Raw genomic sequence first — 16,929 nt, 5'->3', positions numbered from 1 at the left:
TCTGCGTTCGTCCATAGCCTAAGCCTACCTATGTCAAGTTTACTGCAAATCCTCGTTTTACGCAAAGGGCCCGGACGGAAAGCCCTTTATGCTAAGGGGCGTGAAGGCCCTGCGGGCCCTCGGCCTCCTCCTCCTCCTCCTCGGCCTCGCCCTCGGGCAGAAAAGCGGGGGCGGGGTCGGGGGCAGGCCCTACGCGCCCTCCACCCCGCCGCCCGTGAGCCCGGGGCCCGCCCCAGTCTACCCCACCCCCGCGCCCTCCTACCCCGTTCCCGGACCGGTGTACGTGTACCCCGGGGGCGGGGGGAGCCTGGGGGTGGCGCCGGTCCTCGTCTTCCTCGGCCTCGCCCTGGTGGCCTTCCTCATGGTCCGGGGGCTGAGCCAGGCCGGGGAGGAAGGGCCCCAGGCCAGCGTGGGCCGCCTGCGCCTCGCCCTCCTCCTTAGCCCGAGGGTGCAGCGGGCCCTGAGGCGCCTCGCCGAGGAGGCGGACACCACCACGGCCAAGGGGCTTGCGGACCTCGTGGACGAGGTGGCCTTGGTCCTCCTCCGGGAAGCTCCCGCCTGGCGCTTTGCAAGCTACGAGGCGCGGGAAGGGACGGAGGAAGAGGTCCTGGGCCGGTTTGACGCCTGGATGCTGGAGGACCGGAGCACCTACCAGGAGACCTTCCGGCACTTTGAGGGGAAGAAGGTGGAGGCGGCCTACGCCCCCAAGGTGGAGCCGGGCGGGCGCTACCTGGTGGCCTCCCTCGTCCTCGCCGTCCGGGGAAGCCTGCCCCCCCAGGCCCCCCTGGACCGGGAAAAGGCGAGGGAGGTCCTCCTCGCCTTCGCCGCCAGCACCCCCTTCACCCTCCTCGCCTTCCACCTGGCCTGGACGCCGGAGAAGGAGGGCGAGGGCCTCACGGAGGAGGAGCTCCTCGTCCTCTACTCAAATCTGGAAAAGATCTAAAACCCCAGGGCGAAGGCCGCCTCCTTGAGGATCTCGGCGCTTCGCCGCAAGGCCTCCCGCTCCTCCGGGCTCAGGCTCGGGTAGACGGTCTCCTCCACGCCCCCTGCGCCCAGGATGCGGGGCAGGGAAAGGCTCACCTCCAAGACCCCCTCCACCTCGGGGGTGAAGGCGCTCACGGTGTACACCCCCTTTTCGTCGGTGAGGATGGCCCGCACAAGCCGGGCAAGGCCCGCCCCGATGCCGTAGTACGTGGCTCCCTTCCCCTCAATGATCCGGTAGGCGGCCCGGCGGACCCCCTCGTCAATGCGGGCCCGGTCCTCCGGGGAGAGGGCCCGCCCCCGGGCCTCGGCGAACTCCAGGAGGGGCACCCCGCCCACCTGGGCGCTGGACCAGACCAGCACCTCCGAGTCCCCGTGCTCCCCCAGCACGTAGGCGTGGACCGACTGGGGAGCCACCCGAAGGTGCTCCGCCAGGAGGGCCCGGAAGCGGGCCGTGTCCAGGATCGTCCCCGAGCCCACCACCCGCCCCGGGGGCAGGCCGGAGAGGCGGTAGGCCACCTGGGTCATCACGTCCACCGGGTTCGTGGCCACGAGGAGCACCGCCTCCGGGGCCGCCTCCAGAACCCGGGGCACCACCTGGGCGAAGACCTGGGCGTTGCGGTCCAGAAGTTGCAGGCGGGTCTCCCCGGGGCGCTGGGCCACCCCAGCGGCGAGCACCACCGCCCGGGCCCCCTCGAGGTCCCCGTACGACCCCGCCCGCACCCAGACCGGGTGGGCGAAGGGCGTGGCGTGGAGGATGTCCTCGGCGTGGGCCTGGGCCAGCTTCCGGTCCAGGTCCACGAGGACCACCTCCCGCGCCACGCCGAGGAGGGCCAGGGCATAGGCGGTGGCGCTCCCCACCATGCCGCTTCCTACGATGCCGACCTTCACGGGTAGAGTATACCCGTGGTACGGGTAGGACGGAGGAGCGCCACCTTTTACCCGCCGGAAGGGGCCACCGCCCTCATCGGAGACTTCACCGACTGGGAGAGGAACCCCATCCCCCTCGAGGGCCCCCTCACCCTGGAGTTCCCCGAAGGGGCGTACGTGGAGTACGCCTTCCTGGACCGGGAGGGAAGGCCCTTTCCCGACCCCGAAAACCCCGAGAAGGCCGAAAACCCCTGGTGGAGTTACGCGCGGGCCATAAGGCTTCCTGGCTTCCGCTACGAGGCGCCCCCCGAGCCCATGGAAGAGCCCAAGGTGGCCCGGCACCGCCTGGGGGAGAGGCGCTTCTACGTGGCGGAGACGGGGCCTTCCCCAAAGGCCACGGTGGTGGCCCAGGACGGGGTGGCCTTCTACCGCACCGCAGGGCTCCACAAGGTGGCCCGGGCCCTTTTGGAGGCGGGGGAGGTCCCCCCGGTGCGCCTCGTCTTCGTGGAGCCCATAGACCGCAACGCCGAATACCGCTTCAGCGAGGCCTACGAGGCGGAGTTCCACCGGGTGCTGGAGGCGGTGGAAGGGGCCTACGGGCCCCTTAAGGAGGTGGTCCTGGTGGGGGCCTCCTTGGGGGGGCTTTTCTCCCTGTGGCAGGCCTGGAGGCACCCGGAGCGCTTCCCCAAGGTCCTCGCCCTCTCCCCCGCCCTCAAGGCCCACCCCGGGGGGAAAGACGCCTACCGGGACGAGGAGTGGCTTCTTGCCCGTTACGCCGAGGCCAGGCGCCTTCCCCGGGTCTACGTGGAGGTGGGGCTTTTGGAGTGGCTCCTCGCCCCCAACCGCCGCTTCGCCGCCCTCCTCGCCGACAGGAAGGCCCCCCACGCCTACCGGGAAAGGCCCAGCGGCCACAACTGGGTCACCTGGAAGCAGGCCCTGGCCCCGGGGCTGCGCTACCTCTTGGGGCCGCAATGAGCGGGGAGGGCCTCCTGGCGCTTTTCTCCGTGGCGGCCCTCGAGGCCTTGCTCTCCGGGGACAACGCCCTGGTTCTGGCGGTGATGGTGAAGCCCCTGCCCCCGGAGCTGAGGCGTAAGGCCCTCTTCTACGGCATCCTGGGGGCTTACCTTCTGCGAGGCCTCGCCCTCCTCTTCGCCGTCTTCCTCATCCGGCTCTGGTGGGTCCAGGTCCTGGGGGGGCTTTACCTCGTCTACCTCATGGTCCAGCACTTCCGCGACCACCCGGAGGCCAAACCCCTTCCCGAGGCCACGGCGGGGGAGTTTTGGCGGGTGGTGGTCCTCATCAACCTGGTGGACCTGGCCTTCGCCGTGGACTCCATCCTGGCGGTGGTGGCCTTCTCCAAAGACTTCCTCCTCGTGTTCCTCGGGATGGCCCTGGGGATCCTCTTCATCCGCCTCCTGGCGAGCTCGGTGGTGGCCCTGATGGAACGCTTTCCCGGGCTGGAAAAGGTGGCCTACGCCCTGGTGGGCTGGGCCGGGGTCAAGCTCCTCCTGGAGGGCACCCACACCCTCGCCCACCTCCTCCACCGCCCCGGGCTCGCCCTCACCCTCCCCAAGGGGGTCTTCTGGGGAGGTACCCTCCTCATCCTCCTCGTGGGGAGCCTCCTCGCCCTTCGCCGCCATGCCTAGGGACTGGGACGCCTTCTATCGGGAAGCCCAAGAGGAAAGGAAGCCCGCCTTTGTGGTGCGGGCCTACGGCCCCTTCGTCCCCGAAGGGCCGGTGCTGGACCTGGCGGGGGGGTTGGGGCGGAACGCCCGTTACTTCCTAGGGCGGGGCCACCCCGTGGTCCTGGTGGAGAAGAGCCGGGAGGCCCTGAAGAGGCTCCGGGGGACCCCGGGGCTTTCTCTCCTGGAGCTGGACCTCGAGGCCCCCGGGGCCCTGGCCCGCCTGCCCCAAGGCCCCTTCGCCGGGATCGTGATGGCCTACTACGTGAACCGGCCCCTCCTCCAAGGCCTCGCCCCCCTCCTCCTCCCCGGGGGGCTTCTCCTCGTGGAGGGCTTCACCCGCAAGGAGGCCCAAAGGCGGGGAAGGCCCCATAGCCCCTTCTACTGGGAAGGGGAAGAACTCCTCACCCCTCCCCCGGGCCTGGCCTTAAGGGCCTTTGGGGAGGGGTGGATGGGAGGGTACCGGGCCTACGCCGTCTACCTCAGGCCTTGAGGCCCCGGGCCACCAGCTCGGCGACGTCCAAGACCTCGAGGGGCCTCTCGTCCTGGGCGGTCTCCACGTTCATCATGGCCATGCAGAAGGGGCAGCCCGTGGCGATGACCTCGGCCCCCGTTCCCTTGAGCTCCTTGTAGCGGTTCTCGGAAACCCGCATGGCCCCAGGCTCCTCCTCCTTCCAGAACTGGGCCCCGCCCGCCCCGCAACAGAAGCTCCTCTCCCGGCTCCGGGGAGGCTCGGCGAGGGCGAAGCCCACCTCCTTTAGCACCTCGCGCGGGGCCTCGTAGACCCCGTTGTGGCGGCCCAGGTAGCAGGGGTCGTGGAAGACCACCTTGCGGGTTTCCTCCTCCACCCGGATCCGCCCCTTGCGCAAGAGCTCGGCGATGAACTCCGTGTGGTGGACCACCCGGTAGTGGCCGCCGAAGTCCTTGTACTCGTTCTTCAGGGTGTGGAAGCAGTGGGGGCAGGTGGTGACGATGGTCTTGGGGGCCACGGCGTTCAGGGTCTCCACGTTCTCCGTGGCGAGCTGGAAGAAGAGGTACTCGTTGCCCGCGCGCCTGGCGGCGTCCCCGGTGCACTTTTCCCGCCTACCCAAGACGGCCCAGTCCACCCCGCTGGCGTTCAGGATCTCCACCATGCTGCGGGCGATCTTCTGGGCCCGGGGGTCGTAGCTCGGGGCGCACCCCACCCAGTAGAGGACCTCGGGGTGGGGCTTCTCCTCCACCGTGGGGACGTTGAGCCCCTCCGCCCAGTCCAGGCGCTTGCCCTGGCCGATGCCCCAGGGGTTCCCGGAGCGCTCCATGCCCCGGAAGGCGTTGTTGAGCTGCTGGGGGAACTCCCCCTCCATGAGCACCTTGGCCCGGCGCACGTCCAGGATGTGAAGCATGGGCTCGTTGCCCACGGGGCAGACCTCCACGCAGGCCATGCAGGTGGTGCAGGCCCAGAGGGCCTCCTCGTTCAGGGCGAAGTCCATGAGGGGCCTGGGACTCTCCTTCCCGGCGGCGAACTCGGGGAGGATGGCGTTTAGCTCGTAGCGCTCGGAGATGAGGATGGCGGCCGGAGAAAGGGCCTTTCCCGTGGCGTAGGCGGGGCAGGCCTCCTGGCAGCGGTTGCACATGATGCAGGCGTAGGCGTCCAAAAGCCGCTTCCAGGAGAGGTCCTCCAGCTTCTCCGCCCCAAACTTCTCCTCCTCCTTCTCCAAGTCCAGGGGCGCGAGGGCCCCCGGCACCTCCTTGCGGAAGGCCAGGTTGATGGGGGCCATGAAGAGGTGGATGTGCTTGGAGCGGGGGAAGTAGGGCAGGAAGAGGAGGATGGAGCCCAAGGCGCCCCACCAGAAGAAGTGCTCGCCAAAGGTGAGGAGGGCGGGGGAAAGGCCGGAAAGCGCCCCGGCGAGGGCGCTCGCCACGGGCTGGAAGGGGTCCGGGCCTTCGCTTGCGAGCTGGAAGGCCTTGGAGAGGAGGCGGCTTCCCACGTGGAAGGCGATGAAGGCCCCCACGATGGCCGAGTCCCGGGCGATGCCCGCCTGGGCTTTCTCGTGCAGGCGCACCTTGGGGTTCCAGGTGAAATCCTGGGGAGCGAGGAGGTAGCGCCTAAGCATGAGGCCCAGGATGCCCACCAGGATCAGGGCGGTGAGGAGGTCGGCGATGAGGTTATAGGGGTTCCAAAGCCCTCCCCGGGCGTGGAGGCCGAAGAAGCCCTCCAGGAAGTCCACGAGGTTCACCAGGAGGTAGTAGACGAAGCCGTAGAAGACGAAGGCGTGGAGGAGGGAGACGAGGGGCCTCCTCTTGAAGACCGTCTGCTGGGTGAGGACAAGCCAAAGGGCCCGGCCGATGCGCTCGGGCAGGCGGTCAAAGCGCTCCTCAGGCCGCCCCCGCCTTATGGCCAGGTAGACCCGGCGGAAGCCCGTGTAGGCGTAGTAGAGGCTCAGGGCCGCGAGGAGGACGAAGAAGATTTTTTCCGGCAAGGTGAGCATGGGTGCCACCTCCTTATACTCGGTAAAAGTTTACCCCAAACTTGGCAAGGGCGTACAATGGCCTGCCGTGGAGACGGCGGCCTTTCTCCTCATGGCCTTCTTCGGGCTTCTGAACCTCTGGGTGTTCCATCGCTTCCGCAGGCCCCTCCTGCCCCTGGTGGCGGCCCTCTTCGCGAGCTTCTTCGCCTTCTTCCTCTCCCCCCTACTCGGCCTTGTCGCCTTCCTGGTGGGCCAAACCCTGGCCTTTTACGCCGCAGGGAAAAGCCGGTAGGCCCCAAGGGCCACGAGCCCTCCGATCAGGGCCCCCACCGCCACCTCCAAGTAGGTGTGCCCCAAAAGCTCCTTCAGGGGGCCCCGCTGGGGACCCAGGCGGATCACCTGGCCGAGCTCCTCCATGAGCTGGTTGAGGAGCTGGGCGTGAAGCCCCGCCGCCCGGCGGATCCCGGCGGCGTCGTACATGACGATGAGGGCGAAGACGGCGGCCACGGCGAAGAGGCTGGTGTCAAACCCTTCCCTGAGGCCCACGCTCACCGCGAGGGCGCTCACCGTGGCGGAGTGGGTGGAGGGCATCCCTCCGGTGTCCAGGAAGCGGTGCCACTGGAAGCGCCCCTCCAGGAGGTAGTAGAGGAGGAGCTTGAGGGTCTGGGCGGTGAGGTTGGCGAGGACCGCCGTCCAAAAAACGGCGTTAGCCAGAAGCTCCATGGCGCCTCAAGAGGGCGGCCTCGAGGGTGTTCCCCATGAGCATGGCCACGGTCATGGGCCCCACCCCGCCCGGCACGGGGGTGAGGGCGGAGGCCACCTCGGCCACCTCGGGGTGCACGTCGCCGAGAAGCCTCCCCTCCACGCGGTTCACGCCCACGTCCACCACGATGGCCCCTTCCCGCACCCACTCCTTCCGCACCAGGTGGGGCCGGCCCACGGCCACCACCAGGACCTGGGCCCTTCGGGTGACCTCGGGCAGGTCCTGGGTCTTGGAGTGGGCCAGGGTCACGGTGGCGTCCTCCCGCAGAAGAAGCCCCGCCAGGGGCTTTCCCACGATGTTGGACCGCCCCACCACCACCACCTCCTTGCCCCTAAGGTCCACCCCATAGTGCTTGAGGAGACGGACCACCCCTAGGGGGGTGCAGGGGAAAAGCCCCTTTCCCCCGCTCCAAAGCCGCCCCACGTTCAGGGGGTGGAAGCCGTCCACGTCCTTCAAGGGGTGGATGGCCTCGAGGACCCGCTGGGTGCGGATGTGCGGGGGGAGGGGAAGCTGGACCAGGATCCCGTCCACCTCCTCGTCGGCGTTGAGGGCGGCGATCCTTTCCAGAAGGGCCTCCTCGGGGAGGTCCTCCGGATAGACCTCCACCTGGCTTCGGTACCCCAAAGCCCGCGCCCGCTTGTCCTTAAGCCGCACGTAGGCCACCGAGGCCGGGTCCTCCCCGAGCCGGATCACCCGCAGGGAAGGGGTGAAGGAAAGGCCGCGTAGCCGGGCGCGGATCTCCTCGTAGACCGCCTCCGCCGCCTCGTGTCCCGAAAGCACCTGGGCCGCCACCTAAGCCTCCTTGGCCACCGTCTTCAGCTCCCCGGCCACTACCCGGCGGTAGACCCGGGCGAGCACCCCGTTGACGAAGCTCCCCGAGTGCTCGCCGCCGTAGCGGTTGGCGATCTTCACCGCCACCTCAATCAAGGGCTCAAAGGGCGTGGGTTCGTAGAGCATCTCGTAGACGGCCAGGCGCAGCACGGCCAGGTCCGTCTTGGCCATCTGGCGGAAGTCCCAGCCCTCCACCGTCTCCTCGAGCACCCGGTCCACCTCCTCCTGGTGGGCCTTGTACCCCGAGAGGAGGCGCCGGGCAAAGGCCACCCCCTCCTGGTCCAGGGGCTCGGCGTACCCCTCCTCCTCCCCGCCCATCTCCTCCAGGGCGTGCTGGAAAGCCTCCTCCAGCCCCATCCCCCCCACGGTGTGGGCGAAGAGGGCCCGCATGGCCAGCTCCCTAGCCCGCCTGCGCATGGTCCTCCTCCGGCACCACCTGGCCCACGGTGACGTTCACCGCCCGCGCCCGCCTCCCCGTGGCCAGGAAGAGGGCCTCGTCCACCTCCTGCTGCACCCGGGCGGCAAGCTCCGGAATGACCACCCCGTAGGGCACGGCCAGCAGCAGGTCCACCACAAGCCCCTCCGGGGTAGACTCCAGCCGCACGGGCCGCCCCCGGCGGAAGACATCCGCCAAGGAACGGGGGACGGCCTCGAGGGCCCTTACCCCCTCTATCCCCTTTAGGGCGCAAAGGACCACGGCCTCGAGGGCCTGCTCGCTGATCTCGTAGTCCACCCGCACAGGCCTCAGTCTACATCTCCATCCGCCGGGCCACGAAGTTGGTGTATACGGCCCCCCTGCGGAAGAAGGCGTTCTGGAGGACCTTCTGGTGGAAGGGGATGGTGGTCTTGAGGCCCGGGCCCTCAATCACCGTCTCGGAGAGGGCTCGCTCCATGCGCCTTATGGCCTCCTCCCGGGTGGGGGCCCAGACGATGATCTTGGCGATGAGGCTGTCGTAGTGGGGCGGGATCTGGTAGCCGGTGTAGAGGTGGCTGTCCACCCGCACCCCAGGCCCCCCGGGGAAGAGGAGGGTTTCCACCTTGCCGATGGAGGGCCTGAAGCCCTTCTCTGGGTCCTCGGCGTTGACGCGCACCTCTATGGCGTGCCCCCGGACCTGGATCTCCTCCTGCTTGAGCCAGAGCTTCTCCCCCTGGGCGATGCGGAACTGGGCCTGGACCAGGTCAATCCCCGTGATCATCTCGGTGACGGGGTGCTCCACCTGGATGCGGGTGTTCATCTCAATGAAGTAGAAGTTCCCCTCCTTGTCCACCAAAAACTCCAGGGTGCCCGCGGAGACGTACCCCACGTGCTCGGCGAGGCGCCGCGCCGCCTCGGCGATGGCCCGGCGGGTCTCCTCGGGAAGGAGGCTCGGGGCCTCCTCCAAAAGCTTCTGGTGGCGGCGCTGGATGGAGCAGTCCCGCTCCCAAAGGTGCACCACCCGCTCCCCGTCCCCCAGGACCTGGATCTCAATGTGCTTGGGCTCCTCTATGTACTTCTCCAGGTAGATGGCGGGGTTCCCGAAGGCGGCCCGGGCCTCCTCCTGGGCCTGGAGCACCGCCCGCTCCAGTTCCTCCTCCGTGTGGACCACGCGCATGCCCCGGCCCCCGCCTCCCGCGCTCGCCTTGAGGATCACGGGGTAGCCGATCTCCTGGGCCGCCCGCTTGGCCTCCTCCACGCTACCCAGCTCGTCCGTGCCCGGCACCGTGGGCACCCCCGCCTCCCGGGCCACCTTCCTCGCGGTGGCCTTGTCCCCCAGGGCCCTCATGTTCTCCGGGGTGGGGCCGATGAAGGTGATCCCGTGCTCCCGGCACATCTCGGCGAAGGTGGCGTTCTCCGCCAGGAAGCCGTAGCCCGGGTGGATGGCGTCCGCCCCGGTGACGATGGCCGCGGAGAGGAGGTTGGGGATGTTGAGGTAGCTCTGCCCCGAGGGAGGCGGCCCGATGCAGATGGCCTCGTCGGCGAGGAGAACGGGCAAGCTCTTCTCGTCGGCGGTGGAGTGGGCCACCACCGTCTTGATCCCGAGCTCCCGGGCCGCCCGGATGATCCTCAAAGCGATCTCGCCCCGGTTGGCGATCAGGACCTTCTTCATACCGGCTGGATAAGGAAGAGGGGCTGGCCGTACTCCACGGGCTCCCCGTTCTCCACCAGGATCTTCTTGACGATCCCCGAGACCTCGGACTCGATCTCGTTCATGAGCTTCATGGCCTCAATGATGCAGAGGACCTGCCCCTTCTCCACCCGGTCCCCCTCCTTCACGTAGGGAGGAGCGTCCGGGGCCGGGGCCCGGTAGAAGGTGCCCACGATGGGGGCCCGGACCTCCACGCACCCCGGGCAGTCGTCCTGGGGCTCCGCCTTGGCCTGGGGCTGGGGCTCCGCCGCCGGGACCGCCGGCGCGGGCGGGGTCGGGGCCGGTACCTCCGGGGGGGCCGCCAGAATGGGGGCCTGGACCTGGGGAACGCTCACCACCTGCACCTCCCCGCCCCGCCGCACGGTGAGCTTGTAGTCCGGGGTCTCTAGGGTGAGCTCGTTCACCCCGTGCTCCACCAAGGCCTGCAGGATCTGCTTCAGCTCCTTCGGCGTCATCGGTGCACCTCGCGGGAAAAGCTTACCCCATACACCCCTTACGGATTTCTGCACCGCGTCAAAATCCCGTAGAGGGGGCGGCTCCCCAGGCGGCCTAGGCCCGGCCCACGTACTCGCCGGTCCGGGTGTCCACCTTGATGACCTCTCCGGGTTCCACGAAAAGGGGCACCTGGACCACGGCCCCCGTCTCCAAGGTGGCGGGCTTGGACCCCCCGGAGACCGTGTCCCCCCGCACGCCCGGGGGCGTGTCCACCACCTTGAGCTCCACCACGGTGGGCGGGGTCACCTTGATGGGCTGCCCCTCATACATGTCCCCGAGGGCGGTCATGCCCTCCTTGAAGAACTCCGCCCCCACCACCCGGGAGCGGGGCACGGCGAACTGCTCGTAGGTCTCCAGGTCCATGAAGACCATCTCCTCCCCCTCCGGGTAGAGGTACTGGAGCTCCCGGGTTTCCACGTAGACGTCCTCCAGCTTCTCCCCGGAGTTGAAGGTGCGCTCCACCGTGGCCCCCGTCTCCAGGTTCTTGAACTTGGCCACCACCTTGGCGCCGCCGCGGCCCAGCTTCTGGTGCTGGTACTCCACGCACTCCCAAAGGCCGCCGTCCATCTTCACCTTGGTTCCGGGTCGCAGATCCGTCACGCTGATCATGCCTGTCCCTCCAGTTCCAACACCTGGGGCTTCAGCCCTATTTGGTCAATATAGCGGAGGTAGTCCGCCTCCCCGAGCTCCCGCCCCGCGAGGGCGACCAGCATGGCCTCCATCACGTTGGTCCCGAAGCTCCGGCCGCCAAGCCTCGGGGTGGTGGTGACGAGGCGCCTCACCCCCCGCTCCCGGAGGAAGGCCACGTCCTCCTCCGTGGTGGTGTTGGTGAGGACCGTCTTGCCCCGCATGTCCTTGGGCATGTGGCGCCGGATGTAGTGCCAGTCCCCGGCCACCACGTCGGCCCAGGCGTAGTAGCGGGCGCGCCAGTCCTCCCGCACCTCCTCCTGCTTCTTCCCCGTGGGGTAGAGAACGGAAAAGGGCAGGCGGGTGAAGAGGGGAAGGAGGAGGAAGGCGAGCTTCTGCAGGAAGGAGAGGCTGTAGAGGGGAATGGGCAGACCCAGGGCGAAGATGAAGTCCCCGTAGAGCACCTTCGCCCCCGCCTCGTCCAAGGCCTCGGCGAGGCCGAACCGGTCCACGGCCGAGGGCAGGAGGACCTTGGTCTTCCTCCAGTCTATAAGGGAGGCGAGCTCCCGCACCGCCCGCCTCTCCAAGGTGTGCTTGAGGCCGGAGCCGTCCACCACGGGGGTCTTCTTGGCCGCCTCCTTGAGCCTCAGGGCGTCCCGGAGGGCGTACCGCCGCCCTCCGGCGAAGAGGTAAAGGTCAATCCCGCCTAGGCCGATGGCGTCCACCTTGCCGTCCAGCTCCTGGATGAGGCAGAGGGCCCTCTGGAAATCCCCGTCCGTCCCCCGCCGCTCCAAGAGGACCCGCTCCCCCAAAAGCTCCACCTCGGCCGCGGCGTCCCGGCGGCTGCTGCCCAAGGAGACGGAAACCACGCGCTTGGCCACGGGGGGCTATTTTACACCCCAAAAGAGCCCGAGGAGAAAGAGCAGGAGGGCGAGGAGGAAGAAAAGCCAGGGGCGCCCGGCGCCGAGAAGCCGGGCGAGAACCCCGAAGACCAGGGCGCCGAAGGCCAGGGCGAAGAAGAGGGCAGAAAGGTGCTCCAAAAACGCCCGCACGGCCCAAGCCTAAAGCACCCGGCCCAGGAAGGCCAACACCCGCTCCCGGAAGACCCGGTCCACCTCCCCCCGGAAGAGGTGCCCCCCGGGGTAGCTGAAGCACTCCACGGGCTTTTTCAGGGCCTTGAGCCTGCGGCAGAGCTCCCAGGACCACTCCGGGGGCACCTGGGCGTCTTGAAGCCCGTGGTGGACGCTCAAGGGCACGGAAAGCTCCGCCAGGTAGGTCCAGGCGGAGGCCCGCCGGAGGAGCTCGGGCGAAAGGGCGAACAGCTCCCCTCCCCGAGCTCCCCCCGACCAGTAGCGGATCCGCTCCAGGTTCCTCCGCTCGTCCCCGCTCATGCTCCCGTAGAGGACCACGCCTCTTAAAGCAGGGTCCACCAGGCTCACGATCTGGGCGACGCCGCCCCCCATGGAGTGGCCGAAGAGGGCGATGCGGGCGGGGTCCGCCTGGGGGAAGGCCCCCCGGCGCACCTCGGCGAGGAGGTTCAGCACGTCCACGGCGTAGACGTGGCGGAGGCCTTGGGCCGGGGCGCCCTCGGAAGGGGGGTGGCCCCGAAAGTTCGGGTGGAGGACGAGGTAGCCCCTTTCCGCCAGGAAGTCGGCGTAGGGGGTGGTGTAGGCGAGGAGGCGGTAGCGGCTCGGCTCCACGTAGCCGTGGAGGACCACCACCACGGGGAAGGGGCCTCGGCCTTTGGGCAGGTTGGCGAACCCGTGGACCCGGAGGCCGTCGGAGAGGTGGGAGAACTGGACCCGGGTGAAGGCGGGCCTCTCCTCCAGGACCCGCTCCACGCGAAACCCTCCCTCCCCGTAGGTCCGCGCCCGGAGGTCAGGGAGGGTGAGGACCTGGGCCAGGGCCGGGAGGAGGAAGCAGGAAAGCCAAAGCCCGAAGCGCATGCCCCCAGGCTAAGGGGAAACCCCTCGGGCTAAATGTGGTCCACTTCCCGGGAAAGCCAGCCCGCCTGAAGCCCTTTCAGGCCGATGGCGTGGTAGACGAGCTGGGCCGCGGTCATCTCGGCGTGGAACTGGCCGTTGGGGGAGAGCTCCACGAAGTCCATGCCCACCACCTCTTTCTCCTGGAAGACGGCCTCGAGGAGGTCCACCACCTGGCGGTAGGAAAGCCCTCCCGGCAAGGGCGTCCCCACGCTGGGCATCACCGAGGGGTCCAGGGCGTCAAAGTCCAGGCTGATGTAGACCCGCTTCCCCAGGGCCTTAAGGATCTCCTCCAGGGGAAGCCCCTCCCGGTGGATCCGGTGGGCGGGAAAGAGGGCCACGCCCTTCTCCTGAGCCAAGCGCAAGGCCTCCCGGTCCATGGCCCGGATCCCCACCTGGACCAGGGGAAACCCCTCCGTGAGGAGGCGGTAGAAGGGGCTTGCGTGGGAGTAGACCGAGCCCTGCCACTCCGGGTAGAGGTCGGCGTGGGCGTCAATGTGGAGGAGGGAGAAGTCCCCCAGAGCCTCCCGGTGGGCCCGGACCAGGGGGTGGGTGATGGAGTGGTCCCCGCCCAGGGCCACCACCCACTTCCCCGCCTCGAGGTGCTTTAGGGCCTCCTCCCGGATCAGGCGGTGGCTTTCCTCGGCCATCCCCGCCACCCAGGGCACGGGCTCGGCGGCGTGGACCCCCACCTCCTCGGGGGCCACCCCGAGCTCCAAAAGAAAGGGCTCAAGCTCACGGCTCGCGAGGAGGATGGCCTCGGGGCCCCTCCGGGCCCCCGGGAGGAAGGAGAGGGAGAGGTCGTAGGGCACGGGCAGGACGACGACCCGCGCCTCCTCGTAAGGGGTATCCTTTTCGCCAAAGACGAGGCGCATACGCCAAGAGGGTAAGGCCTACCGGCCCAGGAAGAAAAGCTCCAGGAGGCGCAGGAGGGCCCGCACCCCCCGTTCAAAGTCCCGGATGCGGATGTGCTCGTTGGGGCTATGCACCCGGCTTCCCGGGTACCCCACCCCAAGGCCCACCGCCGGGGCCTTGAGGTGGTGGAGGAAGGGGTGCATGGGCCCCGAGCCCGCCATGTTGGGGTAGAGGACGGCCTTTTCCCCGAAGGCCTCCTCCAGGGCCCGCCGCGCCAGGGCCACGAAGGGGTGAGCGAGGTCGGAGCGGGCCGGGCGTTCCCCCTTCTCCAGGATCACCACCTCCACGTCGTGGAAGCCCTGGGCCTCGAGGTGACGCCGAAGGAGCTCCGGCACCTCCTCCGGGTCCTGGTCGGGGACGAGGCGGAAGTCCAGCTTGGCCCGGGCCTCCGCGGGGAGGACGGTCTTGGACCCGGGGCCCCCGTAGCCCGCGTGGAAGCCGTTGAAGTTCACGCAGGGCTCCGTGTAAAGGCGCTGGTTGAAGTCCAAGTTCCTCGCCCCGCCCAGGAAGTCCCTCACGCCAAAGGCCTCCCGAAGGGCCTCCGACTCGTCCGGGATCTCGGCCAAGACCTCCATCTCCAAGGGGGTGAGGGGGCGCACCTTGGCGTAGAAGCCCGGGATCAAGACCCGCCCCTCCTCGTCCCGAAGGGAGGCCAGGGCCCGGCTCAAGCGGTAGATGGGGTTTTCCACCACCGCCCCGTAGGAGGAGTGGAGGTCAAAGGCCGCGGTGCGCACCCTAAGCTCCAGGGCCACGATGCCCTTGAGCCCGGCGTAGAGGTAGGGCCTGCCCTTGGCGTCCACGCCTCCCGCCTCCCAGAGGATGGCCTCGGCCTTCAGGCGGTCCCGCTTGTCCGCCACGTAGGCCTCGAGGTGGGGGCTTCCCACCTCCTCCTCCCCCTCCACCACGAACTTCACCCGGGGGAGGAAGCCGTGCTTCTCCTGGAAGAGCCTCAGGGCCAGCACGCGGGCCACGAGCTCCCCCTTGTCGTCGTGGGCGCCCCGGGCGTACCAGGCCCCTTCCCGCTCGGCGAGGACGAAGGGGTCCGTGTCCCAAAGCTCCAGGGGGTCCGGGGGCTGGACATCGTAGTGGTTGTAGAAGAGGAGGGTCCTCTCCCCCTCCCCCTCCTCGGCGAAGACCACAGGGGGGCCGTAGCCCTCGTGAAGCTCGGCGCGAAGCCCCAGGCCCTCCAGCACCTCGGCCACCTTTTCCGCCCCTTCCCGAAGGGCCTTCCCCTCGGCGCTCACCGAGGGCACGGCCACGAGCTCGGCAAGGAGCGCCTTCGCCTCCGCGATCCAGGCCTCCATGGTAGACTGAGCATACTATGGTGGAGCCTTCCCTGGTCCTTTACGGCGCCCCCTACGAGCGGGCCGTGGAGGTCCTCGAGGAGACCCTAAGGGAAACGGGCGCCCGCTACGCCTTCCTCGTTGACCGCAAGGGCTTCGTCCTCGCCCACAAGGAGGCCCTCTGGGCCCCCAAGCCTCCTCCCTTGGACACCCTCGCCACCTTGGTGGCGGGGAACGCCGCCGCCACCCAGGCCCTGGCCCAGCTTCTGGGCGAAGCCCGCTTCCAAGAGGAGGTCCACCAGGGAGAGAGGATGGGCCTCTACGTGGACGAGGCCGGGGAGTACGCCCTCCTCGTCCTCGTCTTTGACGAGACCGCGCCCCTCGGCAAGGTGAAGCTCCACGGCAAGCGGGCCGCAGAGGCCCTCGCCCGCATCGCCGAGGAGGCCCTGGCCAACCCTCCCCGCCTCGCCCTGGACACGGAGTACCGGGAAGGGGCAGAAGCCCTCCTGGACGACCTCCTCCGCAACTAACCCCCCATGAGCACCATCAACTTCGCCAACCGGGAGATCAACTTCAAGATCGTCTACTACGGTCCCGGCCTCTCCGGAAAAACCACCAATCTGAAATGGATCTACAGCAAGGTGCCCGAGGGGCGCAAAGGGGAAATGGTCTCCCTGGCCACGGAGGACGAGCGCACCCTCTTCTTTGACTTCCTTCCCCTGGACCTCGGGGAGGTGAAGGGCTTCAAGACCCGGTTCCACCTCTACACCGTGCCGGGCCAGGTGTTCTACAACGCAAGCCGCAAGCTCATCCTGAGGGGCGTGGACGGGATCGTCTTCGTGGCCGACTCCGCGCCGAACCGCCTTAGGGCCAACGCCGAGAGCATGCGCAACATGCGGGAGAACCTGGCCGAGTACGGCCTGACCTTGGACGACGTGCCCATCGTCGTCCAGGTAAACAAGCGGGACCTGCCGGACGCCCTGCCGGTGGAGATGGTCCGGGCCGTGGTGGACCCTGAGGGGAAGTTTCCCGTCCTCGAGGCGGTGGCCACCGAGGGCAAGGGGGTCTTTGAGACCCTCAAGGAGGTGAGCCGCCTGGTCCTCGCCCGCGTGGCGGGGGGGTCTTAAGCGGCCCAGGGGCCCGGGGGCGGGGCGACCCCGCCCCCTTTTTACTCCCCACCCGTATCCCGGATTTTATAGGGACAAATGTCCCAAAAAGTCCCTTGTCCAAGGGACAAATGTACCTCACCGCAAAACGCGGTTTCCGCTACCATAGAGGCCGTATACGGCACCCGCCGTTAGGGAGGAGGGGTATGGAGGAAAAACCCAAAGGCGCACTGGCGGTCATCCTGGTCTTGACCCTCACCATCCTGGTCTTCTGGCTGGGGGTGTACGCCGTTTTCTTCGCTAGGGGGTAGGTATGGTGGACGAGCACAAGGCCCACAAGGCGATCCTGGCTTACGAGAAGGGGTGGCTCGCCTTCTCCTTGGCGATGCTCTTCGTCTTCATCGCCCTCATCGCCTACACCCTGGCCACCCACACCGCCGGGGTCATCCCCGCGGGGAAGCTGGAGCGCGTGGACCCCACCACGGTAAGGCAGGAAGGCCCCTGGGCCGACCCGGCCCAGGCGGTGGTGCAGACCGGCCCCAACCAGTACACGGTCTACGTCCTGGCCTTTGCCTTCGGCTACCAGCCGAACCCCATTGAGGTGCCCCAAGGGGCGGAGATCGTCTTCAAGATCACGAGCCCGGACGTGATCCACGGCTTCCACGTGGAGGGCACCAACATCAACGTGGAGGTGCTCCCGGGCGAGGTCTCCACCGTGCGCTACACCTTCAAAAGACCCGGGGAGTACCGCATCATCTGCAACCAGTACTGCGGCTTAGGCCACCAGAACATGTTCGGCACGATCGTGGTGAAGGAGTGAG

Annotated in this window: 23 protein-coding genes; 9 read left to right on the top strand and 14 right to left on the bottom strand. The window is 68.5% G+C overall.

Annotated features, from left to right (window positions below):
* Window positions 1-88: 88 nt before the first annotated feature.
* The gene (locus tag TthTMY_RS05440) at window positions 89-943 is read left to right on the top strand and encodes a DUF1517 domain-containing protein (RefSeq protein ID WP_096410555.1); all 855 of its coding nucleotides are present in this window, start codon (window positions 89-91) and stop codon (window positions 941-943) included.
* Here the strand turns inward: TthTMY_RS05440 and TthTMY_RS05435 are convergent.
* Window positions 940-1,872 (bottom strand): L-lactate dehydrogenase, encoded by a 933-nt coding sequence (locus TthTMY_RS05435; protein WP_096410554.1) that lies wholly within the window; start codon window positions 1,870-1,872, stop codon window positions 940-942. The two genes, TthTMY_RS05440 and TthTMY_RS05435, sit on opposite strands and share 4 nt — an antisense overlap.
* 15 nt (window positions 1,873-1,887) lie before the next feature.
* Here TthTMY_RS05435 and TthTMY_RS05430 point away from each other — a divergent pair, with 15 nt between their 5' ends.
* From TthTMY_RS05430 to TthTMY_RS05420, 3 genes are read left to right on the top strand one after another with little or no spacing between them, the layout of a single operon-like run.
* Complete coding sequence (locus tag TthTMY_RS05430) at window positions 1,888-2,826, top strand: alpha/beta hydrolase-fold protein (RefSeq protein WP_223903513.1); 939 nt, start codon at window positions 1,888-1,890, stop codon at window positions 2,824-2,826.
* A complete protein-coding gene (locus TthTMY_RS05425) occupies window positions 2,823-3,497 on the top strand; it encodes a TerC family protein (RefSeq protein ID WP_096410553.1) in 675 nt (224 codons plus the stop codon). Before TthTMY_RS05430 ends, TthTMY_RS05425 begins: the two co-directional genes overlap by 4 nt.
* A complete protein-coding gene (locus TthTMY_RS05420; protein ID WP_096410552.1) occupies window positions 3,490-4,026 on the top strand; it encodes an SAM-dependent methyltransferase in 537 nt (178 codons plus the stop codon). Before TthTMY_RS05425 ends, TthTMY_RS05420 begins: the two co-directional genes overlap by 8 nt.
* Here the strand turns inward: TthTMY_RS05420 and TthTMY_RS05415 are convergent.
* The gene (locus TthTMY_RS05415; RefSeq protein WP_096410551.1) at window positions 4,016-6,001 is read right to left on the bottom strand and encodes a (Fe-S)-binding protein; all 1,986 of its coding nucleotides are present in this window, start codon (window positions 5,999-6,001) and stop codon (window positions 4,016-4,018) included. The two genes, TthTMY_RS05420 and TthTMY_RS05415, sit on opposite strands and share 11 nt — an antisense overlap.
* Before the next feature lie 67 nt (window positions 6,002-6,068).
* Between TthTMY_RS05415 and TthTMY_RS05410 the strand changes: the two genes are divergently transcribed.
* Window positions 6,069-6,272 (top strand): hypothetical protein, encoded by a 204-nt coding sequence (locus TthTMY_RS05410; RefSeq protein WP_096410550.1) that lies wholly within the window; start codon window positions 6,069-6,071, stop codon window positions 6,270-6,272.
* Here the strand turns inward: TthTMY_RS05410 and TthTMY_RS05405 are convergent.
* The 12 genes from TthTMY_RS05405 to TthTMY_RS05350 all read right to left on the bottom strand — a co-directional run bounded on the left by TthTMY_RS05405 (window position 6,248) and on the right by TthTMY_RS05350 (window position 15,023).
* Window positions 6,248-6,703: a divergent PAP2 family protein gene (locus TthTMY_RS05405; protein ID WP_008632547.1), complete on the bottom strand. Its 456-nt coding sequence runs from the start codon at window positions 6,701-6,703 to the stop codon at window positions 6,248-6,250. The two genes, TthTMY_RS05410 and TthTMY_RS05405, sit on opposite strands and share 25 nt — an antisense overlap.
* Complete coding sequence (locus tag TthTMY_RS05400; RefSeq protein WP_096410549.1) at window positions 6,687-7,535, bottom strand: bifunctional methylenetetrahydrofolate dehydrogenase/methenyltetrahydrofolate cyclohydrolase; 849 nt, start codon at window positions 7,533-7,535, stop codon at window positions 6,687-6,689. Before TthTMY_RS05400 ends, TthTMY_RS05405 begins: the two co-directional genes overlap by 17 nt.
* Window positions 7,536-7,991 carry a transcription antitermination factor NusB gene (gene nusB, locus TthTMY_RS05395; RefSeq protein ID WP_223903512.1) on the bottom strand — a complete coding sequence of 152 codons (456 nt, stop codon included), beginning with the start codon at window positions 7,989-7,991 and terminating at the stop codon, window positions 7,536-7,538. It abuts the gene before it with no gap.
* Window positions 7,975-8,313 (bottom strand): Asp23/Gls24 family envelope stress response protein, encoded by a 339-nt coding sequence (locus TthTMY_RS05390; RefSeq protein ID WP_096410548.1) that lies wholly within the window; start codon window positions 8,311-8,313, stop codon window positions 7,975-7,977. The genes nusB and TthTMY_RS05390 overlap by 17 nt, the downstream gene beginning before the upstream one ends.
* Window positions 8,314-8,323: 10 nt before the next feature.
* A complete protein-coding gene (gene accC / locus TthTMY_RS05385) occupies window positions 8,324-9,661 on the bottom strand; it encodes an acetyl-CoA carboxylase biotin carboxylase subunit (RefSeq protein ID WP_096410547.1) in 1,338 nt (445 codons plus the stop codon).
* Window positions 9,658-10,155, bottom strand: a complete 498-nt coding sequence (gene accB / locus TthTMY_RS05380) for an acetyl-CoA carboxylase biotin carboxyl carrier protein (RefSeq protein ID WP_096410546.1) — start codon at window positions 10,153-10,155, stop codon at window positions 9,658-9,660. Before accB ends, accC begins: the two co-directional genes overlap by 4 nt.
* Window positions 10,156-10,249: 94 nt before the next feature.
* Window positions 10,250-10,804 carry an elongation factor P gene (gene efp, locus TthTMY_RS05375; protein ID WP_096410545.1) on the bottom strand — a complete coding sequence of 185 codons (555 nt, stop codon included), beginning with the start codon at window positions 10,802-10,804 and terminating at the stop codon, window positions 10,250-10,252.
* Entirely contained in the window at window positions 10,801-11,703 is a 903-nt protein-coding gene (locus TthTMY_RS05370) for a quinate 5-dehydrogenase (protein WP_096410544.1), read from the bottom strand. The genes efp and TthTMY_RS05370 overlap by 4 nt, the downstream gene beginning before the upstream one ends.
* Before the next feature lie 6 nt (window positions 11,704-11,709).
* The gene (locus TthTMY_RS05365; protein ID WP_172844615.1) at window positions 11,710-11,874 is read right to left on the bottom strand and encodes a hypothetical protein; all 165 of its coding nucleotides are present in this window, start codon (window positions 11,872-11,874) and stop codon (window positions 11,710-11,712) included.
* A 9-nt stretch (window positions 11,875-11,883) separates the two neighbouring features.
* Complete coding sequence (locus tag TthTMY_RS05360; RefSeq protein ID WP_096410543.1) at window positions 11,884-12,768, bottom strand: alpha/beta hydrolase family protein; 885 nt, start codon at window positions 12,766-12,768, stop codon at window positions 11,884-11,886.
* Window positions 12,769-12,797: 29 nt separating this feature from the next.
* Window positions 12,798-13,679, bottom strand: coding sequence for an agmatinase (gene speB / locus TthTMY_RS05355; RefSeq protein ID WP_096410542.1), 882 nt, complete (start codon window positions 13,677-13,679; stop codon window positions 12,798-12,800).
* Window positions 13,680-13,697: 18 nt separating this feature from the next.
* Window positions 13,698-15,023 carry a M20/M25/M40 family metallo-hydrolase gene (locus TthTMY_RS05350; RefSeq protein WP_096410541.1) on the bottom strand — a complete coding sequence of 442 codons (1,326 nt, stop codon included), beginning with the start codon at window positions 15,021-15,023 and terminating at the stop codon, window positions 13,698-13,700.
* Window positions 15,024-15,040: 17 nt separating this feature from the next.
* On the opposite strand from TthTMY_RS05350, the gene TthTMY_RS05345 reads away from it, so the two are divergent.
* The 4 genes from TthTMY_RS05345 to cbaB all read left to right on the top strand — a co-directional run bounded on the left by TthTMY_RS05345 (window position 15,041) and on the right by cbaB (window position 16,928).
* Window positions 15,041-15,532 carry a roadblock/LC7 domain-containing protein gene (locus TthTMY_RS05345; RefSeq protein ID WP_096410540.1) on the top strand — a complete coding sequence of 164 codons (492 nt, stop codon included), beginning with the start codon at window positions 15,041-15,043 and terminating at the stop codon, window positions 15,530-15,532.
* Between the two features lie 6 nt (window positions 15,533-15,538).
* On the top strand, window positions 15,539-16,129 hold the full coding sequence (locus TthTMY_RS05340; RefSeq protein ID WP_223903511.1) for a GTP-binding protein: 591 nt from the start codon (window positions 15,539-15,541) through the stop codon (window positions 16,127-16,129).
* 185 nt (window positions 16,130-16,314) lie between these two features.
* The gene (cbaD, locus tag TthTMY_RS05335) at window positions 16,315-16,419 is read left to right on the top strand and encodes a ctochrome c oxidase polypeptide 2A (protein WP_008632613.1); all 105 of its coding nucleotides are present in this window, start codon (window positions 16,315-16,317) and stop codon (window positions 16,417-16,419) included.
* Window positions 16,420-16,421: 2 nt separating this feature from the next.
* Window positions 16,422-16,928: a ba3-type cytochrome C oxidase subunit II gene (cbaB, locus tag TthTMY_RS05330; RefSeq protein WP_011173203.1), complete on the top strand. Its 507-nt coding sequence runs from the start codon at window positions 16,422-16,424 to the stop codon at window positions 16,926-16,928.
* Window position 16,929 lies beyond the last annotated feature (1 nt).

This window comes from Thermus thermophilus, assembly GCF_019974155.1.
Taxonomy (GTDB): Bacteria; Deinococcota; Deinococci; order Deinococcales; family Thermaceae; genus Thermus; species Thermus thermophilus_C.
The sequence above is the reverse complement of the archived record's forward strand: the minus strand, read 5'-3'. Positions and strand labels throughout refer to the sequence as shown.

What these genes read in the sequence shown, in the direction of transcription:
- TthTMY_RS05345 (WP_096410540.1), top strand. Translation starts at nt 15,041, where the DNA reads ATGGTGGAGCCTTCCCTGGTCCTTTACGGCGCCCCCTACGAGCGGGCC.
- TthTMY_RS05425 (WP_096410553.1), top strand. Translation starts at nt 2,823, where the DNA reads ATGAGCGGGGAGGGCCTCCTGGCGCTTTTCTCCGTGGCGGCCCTCGAG.
- TthTMY_RS05440 (WP_096410555.1), top strand. Translation starts at nt 89, where the DNA reads ATGCTAAGGGGCGTGAAGGCCCTGCGGGCCCTCGGCCTCCTCCTCCTC.
- accB (WP_096410546.1), bottom strand. Translation starts at nt 10,155, where the DNA reads ATGACGCCGAAGGAGCTGAAGCAGATCCTGCAGGCCTTGGTGGAGCAC.
- TthTMY_RS05420 (WP_096410552.1), top strand. Translation starts at nt 3,490, where the DNA reads ATGCCTAGGGACTGGGACGCCTTCTATCGGGAAGCCCAAGAGGAAAGG.
- TthTMY_RS05350 (WP_096410541.1), bottom strand. Translation starts at nt 15,023, where the DNA reads ATGGAGGCCTGGATCGCGGAGGCGAAGGCGCTCCTTGCCGAGCTCGTG.
- efp (WP_096410545.1), bottom strand. Translation starts at nt 10,804, where the DNA reads ATGATCAGCGTGACGGATCTGCGACCCGGAACCAAGGTGAAGATGGAC.
- TthTMY_RS05360 (WP_096410543.1), bottom strand. Translation starts at nt 12,768, where the DNA reads ATGCGCTTCGGGCTTTGGCTTTCCTGCTTCCTCCTCCCGGCCCTGGCC.
- nusB (WP_223903512.1), bottom strand. Translation starts at nt 7,991, where the DNA reads ATGCGCAGGCGGGCTAGGGAGCTGGCCATGCGGGCCCTCTTCGCCCAC.
- TthTMY_RS05405 (WP_008632547.1), bottom strand. Translation starts at nt 6,703, where the DNA reads ATGGAGCTTCTGGCTAACGCCGTTTTTTGGACGGCGGTCCTCGCCAAC.
- speB (WP_096410542.1), bottom strand. Translation starts at nt 13,679, where the DNA reads ATGCGCCTCGTCTTTGGCGAAAAGGATACCCCTTACGAGGAGGCGCGG.
- cbaD (WP_008632613.1), top strand. Translation starts at nt 16,315, where the DNA reads ATGGAGGAAAAACCCAAAGGCGCACTGGCGGTCATCCTGGTCTTGACC.
- cbaB (WP_011173203.1), top strand. Translation starts at nt 16,422, where the DNA reads ATGGTGGACGAGCACAAGGCCCACAAGGCGATCCTGGCTTACGAGAAG.
- accC (WP_096410547.1), bottom strand. Translation starts at nt 9,661, where the DNA reads ATGAAGAAGGTCCTGATCGCCAACCGGGGCGAGATCGCTTTGAGGATC.
- TthTMY_RS05415 (WP_096410551.1), bottom strand. Translation starts at nt 6,001, where the DNA reads ATGCTCACCTTGCCGGAAAAAATCTTCTTCGTCCTCCTCGCGGCCCTG.
- TthTMY_RS05340 (WP_223903511.1), top strand. Translation starts at nt 15,539, where the DNA reads ATGAGCACCATCAACTTCGCCAACCGGGAGATCAACTTCAAGATCGTC.